Here is a 6,056-nt window from a genome sequence, read left to right as displayed (position 1 = left end):
CGGCACCTCAACTCCGATTTGAGAACGCAATATCCACAAACAATGCGTCGTGTGTAATCAGCACAAGAGCGGCAACCTGGTTCCTTATCGCGTGATGCTTATCGAGCGTATCGGGCAACTAGCTGTAGACGAAATCGAATCTGACCATAAGCGCCATCGCTGGACTGTAGAAGAGTGCAAAGCGATTAAGGCGGAGTATCAGCAGAAGCTCAAAGACCTGCGTAACTGCAGAGTGGAGGCCGCGTGAATCACGAAATAACCACTATTCCTGAAATGCTAATTGCTGCTCACGGGAACCAAAGCGAAGTAGGTCGAAGACTTAACTGTCATCGAAACACAGTAAATCGCTATGCATGGGACAAAGACGCAAAACGTCACGTCATCATCAACGGTCAGTTAATGGTTAAGCAAGGTCAGAGAGGTCGGACATGAATGGTGATAAAACAACTGATATCACTTATCTAAGAAGCGTATTTGATTACTCCAAGGAAACTGGAGTATTTAGATGGAAAGCTAAAACTCCAGGCCGAAATCGACAAGGAAAAGTTGCAGGTAAAATAAACAATAATGGGTATGTTGTTATAAAACTAAACGGAATTGAGTATCAAGCTCATCGATTAGCATGGATATATGTTACTGGTGATAATCCATGCGGAATCATAGATCACATTAATCGAGTTAGAGCAGACAATAGATTTTCAAATCTAAGGGACGTTAGCCACCTTGATAATACATGGAATCAATCAATAAGAAAAAATAACACTAGCGGATATCAGGGGTGCAACTTTCACAAAAACACAAAGAAATGGGAGGCGAAAATACGCCTTAATTTGAGGTTAATTCATCTTGGGTACTATTCCACAGCTAAAGATGCAGGAATTGCCTATCAGGTAGCTAAAAACTTTAGAGATGAGGCAGGTTTCGTTGTTAGCTCATCTGGACAAGTACATTCGAGGAATTTGCCATGAGCGTAACTAACATCAGCCAGGTAAAGCATCAGCGTGAACGCGATGAAGCAGAACTACGCAGTGTCAGAGAGATGACAGAGCAGCACATCAAGGCTCTTGATTATCTGAACGAGCGTGAGAGGGAGTTGGTAAACAGGCTCGGCCATAACAAGCCAACAGGACCGGAGGCAGCTTAGATGATTACTGTTTTCCTTATTTTTTATGCGTTCATGGGCGGCATGACGGCGGAGTATGTTCACACCAAAGGAAAGAGCATGGTACTTAGTGACAAACTTATCCTTGCCTCGTTAATTGCTGCATTTATCTGGCCTTGGTATGTATGGGGTAGCAAGCGATGAACTTGGAAAATACCGTTAAATATCACTTCCCGAAATCAACACAAATCACTGACTCACCCAGAGCGACAGCCTCAGATTCTTTGACGGGCACTGATGTTATGGCTGCACAAGGAATGGTTCAGGCTCGTGCCCAGATGGGGTTTGCGGCATTTATGGGGAAAATGGGTGTCAGCAGCAATGACCGTGAGAAAGCTATTGAACTGCTGACTGCCTATGGGTTGACGAAGTGCGACAAGGTTGCAGCCTTGCGTAAACTTGAAAGTAATATTAAGTCAGATATTGTGCAAATACTCGCAACTTATGCCTTTGAGGATTACTCGCGCAGCTCAGCAAGTAAGAGAACATGTGATTTCTGCGGAGGGAATAAGTTTATTGATGCAGAGGTGATGACGATGAAATACATCGGCAATCCACATCTGGAGGAGCGAAGAGAGCCCGTAAAAGTGCTATGCCACAAATGCAAAGGGAAAGGCGAGATATCAAATGCATGCTCAGACTGTAAGGGAAGGGGTAAAGCAATATCGGAAGAGGAAACCAAGAGGCAAGGTGTACCTGTTATAGCAAACTGCAAAAGGTGTGGTGGTGTTGGGTATTCACGACTTCCATCAACCGAAGCCTTCTCTGCTGTATGTGAGTTAACGGATGCAATTAGCCTGGACACATGGAAGAAGTCAGTTAAGAAATTCTACGACGAGCTAATAACTAAATTTGATACTGAAGAAGCGTGGGCTGATAGCCAACTTCGCGCTGTAACTAAATAGCTATTTACTTTTCCCGAATATGGGGTTATTGTTTATAACAATGATAGTTGCGCTTTGTGTTAAGCGTTAAAAATAAGAGCCCTTGCAGAAATGCAGGGGCTTTTTTCATTTCTAGCACGACCTTTCTGAAAGCACTCTATATCCAACAACCAGACCTCATCAAATACCCTCTGTGCATCTGTGGCTACGGATTAGAGTGCTGCCAAAAAAGAAAACCCAGCACTATGGCTGGGCTTCGTGAAGATGGGCGGCAAGAGACTGCGCTAACAGCCTCCTGCCTGATCTGCTCATGCCTTTAGTCACGAACAAACCACGTTACCGAAAAATGTATCCTGGATTTGTTCACTCAACAACCACGTTAATTCCTATTTTGAACAGATCCCCGAACTCTGGGGGTGAGACATGAAGATGGATGAGAGATACAGCAATGCTTCCTATGGTAGCGCTGGTCTTGCAGCTTTCTTCGCCAGCCTGTCTTTGCAGGATTGGGGCTTCATTATTGGCGTCGCATTCAGTATCACCCTCGGCGTGCTTACCTACCGGCTCAATAAGCGTGAGCAGATGAAGCGAACGAAGATCCTGCAGGACATCCTAAACAAAACAGACACAGACAATCCCTCCGCTACTGCCAGAGTGATTGCTGAGCTCGGGCAAAAAGCTCCGAAGGAACTCTGATGGATAGTGCGCTCAGAAATAAAATAGCTGGCGCAATTGGTGCTGGCGCAATCGCTATTGCCACCGCAATGCTTTCCGGAAAGGGAGGGCTTGAGGGCAGGGAATACGTCGCCTACAAAGATGTCGTTGGCGTTCTCACTGTATGTGATGGACACACCGGCAAAGACATCATTCCCGGAAAGCGATATACAGACAAAGAATGCGATGCGATTACAAAGAGCGATCTGACTCGCATAGCAAGACAGGTTGACCCGGCCATCAAGGTTCCCACCACTGAAACACAACGCGCCGCCATTTACTCCTTCGCCTATAACGTCGGAGCAAGCGCAGCCATTAATTCAACGCTTATGAAGAAGCTCAACGCCAAAGATTACGCTGGCGCGTGCGATGAGCTGAAGCGCTGGGTATTTGCAGGTGGTCAAAAGTGGAAAGGCTTAATTAATCGCCGCGATGTTGAATACCAGGTTTGCACATGGAGCCAGAAGAATGCTTAAGAAGTGGCCTATAGGCGAGATCATCACCATAGCAGCGATAGTCATTGTGATTCTTCTGACGCTTCGCCTAGCCTCGGATAACAAAAAGCTCAGTGAAGATAACGGTCGTCTGTCCGAGCAGATTAAAGACATCGGACAGAAGAACGAAGGGCTGGCTAACTCTATTGATGGCCTGGTAGAGCAGATCGGCGTAATGAACAAGATTGTGGCAACTGAAGCGCGTCGTCGTGCTGCAGCTGAAATGAAAGCCCAGAAACTGCAAGAAGAGGTGAAGGATGCGCTCAAAGGCAATGCATGTGCTGTTGAGTATATCCCTGCTAATGCTGTTATCGGGGTGCGCAAAGCAGCAGATAGTGCGAGAGGCAGTAAAAGTAAAAAATCCTCCCATTCCAGCAAATCTGCTGATTGATTGCGTAGTCCCTGACATTCCCGAAAAGATGACATTTGGCGACAGCGTAAACCTTAATGTTGCGCTGCTTCTCTCCATTGAGAACTGCAACGGGCAGTTAGACGCAATCAGGCAGATAGAAGAAGGCTTATCCTCTAAAGCGGATAAATAACAAATATCCCTCGTATCGGATAGACACTACAAAAGCCATTCTCTGAGTGGCTTTGATAATGGCTTATCCCAACAACCGGAGCCAACAATGGCAGAGATTACCGCATTGACAGAATTGCAGCAGATGAACCTCGATATCCTTCGCTTGGTTCAGAGTGATACCGCGGCAGCAGAAAAGGCGATCACCTTCGTCGCGGGTAACAAGCTCAAGTTTGAATTGTTCAAAGACCAGTTGGTTATTGCGGCTGCACAGCCAACTCCAGTATCCCGTGTTGATAAAGCAGTTCGCGAAGCTCAAGAAGCATTAACGCTTTTTACATCCGGGGCATGAAATGGCTAAAGCTAAGTGGCCTAAATTGCCAAGTTACTTAGTGCCATTGTTCCAGTGCGCAACAATCTATCTGTGCAGAAGCAAGCAAGAATATATTGATGCAATGAAGGCGATTGGCTGCAGTGCAGATGGAATATCACTTAATAACGGACTCTGTAGACACTTCGTCAATGACTCATCTTCAGAGAACTTCTACATCGTTGGCGTATTTGATGGAAAGTTGTCAACACTTGTCCACGAATGTGCTCATGCAACATTCTTCTGCTGTAGCGATGCTGGGGTAGATATCGACGCATCAAAAGCAAACGAGACGTACTGCTACATGCTTGACAGGATGTTTACCCACTTCTCTCCATTTCTTCAGGAATCACAAAATGGCAAAGCTAACAGCAGCAAAACGCAAGAAGATTCCAAAATCTGAATTTGGAATGCCAGGTACTCGCAGTTATCCAATGCCGGATAAAGCTCATGCAGCCAACGCAAAGGCTCGTGCTACTCAGATGGAAAACGAAGGTAAGTTATCTCCATCTGCAAAAGAAAAAATTGACGCCAAGGCTAACAAGGTGCTCAAGAAGCCAAAGAAAGGTAAGTAAGCTCGTTGTGAAATCGTGAGGGGTTAGCATGATCATCAAAGGAAGAGCAATTGTTATTGCCGGTCAACCTGGCGCATCAAATACTCTTGCGATTGGAACGGTAACTTCTTTACCTGCTGGCTCTCCCGCAACAGCGACAATCACTGGAACATCGCCGAATCAGACACTGAATCTGGGAATTCCAATAGGTAATACCGGAACAGGAACACCAGGGCCAGCCAACACTCTTACTATTGGCACTGTAACAACGTTGCCAGTAGGGAGTTCGGCTACCGCAAACATAACTGGTGCAGCACCAAACCAGACGTTAAACCTCGGCATTCCTGTTGGAGCAACTGGTGCGCAAGGCATTGGATTATCTCCATCCGCTCCTGCGTCTCTTACAGTGGCCTTCGGAACTGCATATAGACCTGCAGACACAACCAAACCATACCGCGTATCAGTCATGATAGACGCTAACTATGCAATCGCCGTGGCTGGTACGGTTGGTGATACCTGTGAGCTGTGGATTAGCGCAACGAACACTGTCGGCACCACTGGCGGAACAAAAGCTGATACATGGCGAGGATCACTAACCGGAACGCTGACGCTTGTTGGTGTTGGTGTTGGAATGCGTGGATCCGTTGAAGCTCTTATTCCTGCAGGATGGTATTTCGCAGTAAGGCGCACAGCCGGAACTACCGCGACGATTCCTGAAGCCTATACACAACTCCTGACCTGAGGATAACCAATGGCAGTAAATACCCAAATGCTGACTGTTGGCTCTACCTGGATTCAGGTATCTGATGGAACGCAGAACAAAACCATTCAAGTTCTATATGGAGCTGTTCGTCTGGCAGATGCAACAACAAGCCCCGGCGTCGGATATTGGCAAGGTCACATTCTTACAGATAACGACGATAACTGGGCAACGATTACACCTCCTACTATCGCGTGGATACGCACAGCCTCAAGCGACGGCGACTCTGCCGAAGTCTCAATTAGCTAAAAGGAAATATCATGGCAATCACTTCTATGCAGACAACAACGGCTGGCTCTGTGGCTAACCTCATTCCTGTCGTAAAAGCTCACATTGCTGCTTCTCGGTTTCCTAATGGCGGCCTCGTTGGCGTAAAGGCTACGCCAACAAAGACAGAGTATTTCCAGGTTGTCGCAGCAGGTGGAACGACTATTACTGATTACGACATTGCGGTTAGCTCAGATCGAGCAGACTTCACCATTAAGTGCAACGCGAAGATCGCTGCTGGCTTCCTGCCATTGGGTGACATGAGCGTTATCCAGTTAACTCCTGGCCGTATGGTTGAATACGCTCAGGCATTCACTAAGGCGTAAAGAAT

13 protein-coding genes and 1 pseudogene are annotated in these 6,056 nt (G+C 46.7%); all 14 read left to right on the top strand.

Translation table 11 applies throughout. The annotated features are described in order from the left end of the window. A pseudogene (locus tag C7387_RS11400) lies at positions 1-247 on the top strand (recombination protein NinG); the annotation flags it as partial. After that, positions 244-432 carry a protein ninH gene (locus tag C7387_RS11395; RefSeq protein ID WP_120816705.1) on the top strand — a complete coding sequence of 63 codons (189 nt, stop codon included), beginning with the start codon at positions 244-246 and terminating at the stop codon, positions 430-432. The pseudogene C7387_RS11400 and the gene C7387_RS11395, both read left to right, overlap by 4 nt. Next, entirely contained in the window at positions 429-968 is a 540-nt protein-coding gene (locus tag C7387_RS11390) for an HNH endonuclease signature motif containing protein (protein WP_120816704.1), read from the top strand. Before C7387_RS11395 ends, C7387_RS11390 begins: the two co-directional genes overlap by 4 nt. Continuing rightward, positions 965-1,144: a hypothetical protein gene (locus C7387_RS11385; RefSeq protein ID WP_120816703.1), complete on the top strand. Its 180-nt coding sequence runs from the start codon at positions 965-967 to the stop codon at positions 1,142-1,144. Before C7387_RS11390 ends, C7387_RS11385 begins: the two co-directional genes overlap by 4 nt. A gap of 158 nt (positions 1,145-1,302) precedes the next feature. Beyond that, positions 1,303-2,067 carry an antitermination protein gene (locus tag C7387_RS11380; RefSeq protein WP_120816702.1) on the top strand — a complete coding sequence of 255 codons (765 nt, stop codon included), beginning with the start codon at positions 1,303-1,305 and terminating at the stop codon, positions 2,065-2,067. A gap of 402 nt (positions 2,068-2,469) precedes the next feature. After that, positions 2,470-2,742: a phage holin family protein gene (locus C7387_RS11370; RefSeq protein ID WP_021241270.1), complete on the top strand. Its 273-nt coding sequence runs from the start codon at positions 2,470-2,472 to the stop codon at positions 2,740-2,742. Further along, entirely contained in the window at positions 2,742-3,236 is a 495-nt protein-coding gene (locus tag C7387_RS11365; RefSeq protein WP_120816701.1) for a lysozyme, read from the top strand. The genes C7387_RS11370 and C7387_RS11365 overlap by 1 nt, the downstream gene beginning before the upstream one ends. Beyond that, positions 3,229-3,645 (top strand): DUF2570 domain-containing protein, encoded by a 417-nt coding sequence (locus C7387_RS22890; RefSeq protein WP_134436766.1) that lies wholly within the window; start codon positions 3,229-3,231, stop codon positions 3,643-3,645. Before C7387_RS11365 ends, C7387_RS22890 begins: the two co-directional genes overlap by 8 nt. Further along, the gene (lysC, locus tag C7387_RS23385; RefSeq protein ID WP_120816745.1) at positions 3,527-3,796 is read left to right on the top strand and encodes an Rz1-like lysis system protein LysC; all 270 of its coding nucleotides are present in this window, start codon (positions 3,527-3,529) and stop codon (positions 3,794-3,796) included. Before C7387_RS22890 ends, lysC begins: the two co-directional genes overlap by 119 nt. 87 nt (positions 3,797-3,883) lie before the next feature. After that, the gene (locus C7387_RS11355) at positions 3,884-4,126 is read left to right on the top strand and encodes a DUF2560 family protein (RefSeq protein WP_120816700.1); all 243 of its coding nucleotides are present in this window, start codon (positions 3,884-3,886) and stop codon (positions 4,124-4,126) included. A gap of 374 nt (positions 4,127-4,500) precedes the next feature. Then, a complete protein-coding gene (locus tag C7387_RS11345) occupies positions 4,501-4,719 on the top strand; it encodes a hypothetical protein (protein WP_120816698.1) in 219 nt (72 codons plus the stop codon). A 28-nt stretch (positions 4,720-4,747) separates the two neighbouring features. Then, the gene (locus tag C7387_RS22885; RefSeq protein ID WP_134436764.1) at positions 4,748-5,440 is read left to right on the top strand and encodes a hypothetical protein; all 693 of its coding nucleotides are present in this window, start codon (positions 4,748-4,750) and stop codon (positions 5,438-5,440) included. Positions 5,441-5,449: 9 nt separating this feature from the next. After that, positions 5,450-5,707 carry a hypothetical protein gene (locus C7387_RS22880; RefSeq protein WP_134436762.1) on the top strand — a complete coding sequence of 86 codons (258 nt, stop codon included), beginning with the start codon at positions 5,450-5,452 and terminating at the stop codon, positions 5,705-5,707. Between the two features lie 11 nt (positions 5,708-5,718). Beyond that, the gene (locus C7387_RS11340; protein WP_120816697.1) at positions 5,719-6,051 is read left to right on the top strand and encodes a DUF1737 domain-containing protein; all 333 of its coding nucleotides are present in this window, start codon (positions 5,719-5,721) and stop codon (positions 6,049-6,051) included. Positions 6,052-6,056 lie beyond the last annotated feature (5 nt).

Origin of the sequence: Yokenella regensburgei, assembly GCF_003634235.1 — a bacterium.
Classification (GTDB): Bacteria; Pseudomonadota; Gammaproteobacteria; order Enterobacterales; family Enterobacteriaceae; genus Yokenella; species Yokenella regensburgei.
This window is presented reverse-complemented; position numbering and strand designations above follow the sequence as displayed.

Bases quoted from the DNA above. Each gene is read 5' to 3' on its own strand.
- C7387_RS11390 (WP_120816704.1), top strand. From the start codon at position 429: ATGAATGGTGATAAAACAACTGATATCACTTATCTAAGAAGCGTATTT.
- C7387_RS11385 (WP_120816703.1), top strand. From the start codon at position 965: ATGAGCGTAACTAACATCAGCCAGGTAAAGCATCAGCGTGAACGCGAT.
- C7387_RS11380 (WP_120816702.1), top strand. From the start codon at position 1,303: ATGAACTTGGAAAATACCGTTAAATATCACTTCCCGAAATCAACACAA.
- C7387_RS11370 (WP_021241270.1), top strand. From the start codon at position 2,470: ATGAAGATGGATGAGAGATACAGCAATGCTTCCTATGGTAGCGCTGGT.
- C7387_RS11365 (WP_120816701.1), top strand. From the start codon at position 2,742: ATGGATAGTGCGCTCAGAAATAAAATAGCTGGCGCAATTGGTGCTGGC.
- C7387_RS22890 (WP_134436766.1), top strand. From the start codon at position 3,229: ATGCTTAAGAAGTGGCCTATAGGCGAGATCATCACCATAGCAGCGATA.
- lysC (WP_120816745.1), top strand. From the start codon at position 3,527: ATGCATGTGCTGTTGAGTATATCCCTGCTAATGCTGTTATCGGGGTGC.
- C7387_RS11355 (WP_120816700.1), top strand. From the start codon at position 3,884: ATGGCAGAGATTACCGCATTGACAGAATTGCAGCAGATGAACCTCGAT.
- C7387_RS11345 (WP_120816698.1), top strand. From the start codon at position 4,501: ATGGCAAAGCTAACAGCAGCAAAACGCAAGAAGATTCCAAAATCTGAA.
- C7387_RS22885 (WP_134436764.1), top strand. From the start codon at position 4,748: ATGATCATCAAAGGAAGAGCAATTGTTATTGCCGGTCAACCTGGCGCA.
- C7387_RS22880 (WP_134436762.1), top strand. From the start codon at position 5,450: ATGGCAGTAAATACCCAAATGCTGACTGTTGGCTCTACCTGGATTCAG.
- C7387_RS11340 (WP_120816697.1), top strand. From the start codon at position 5,719: ATGGCAATCACTTCTATGCAGACAACAACGGCTGGCTCTGTGGCTAAC.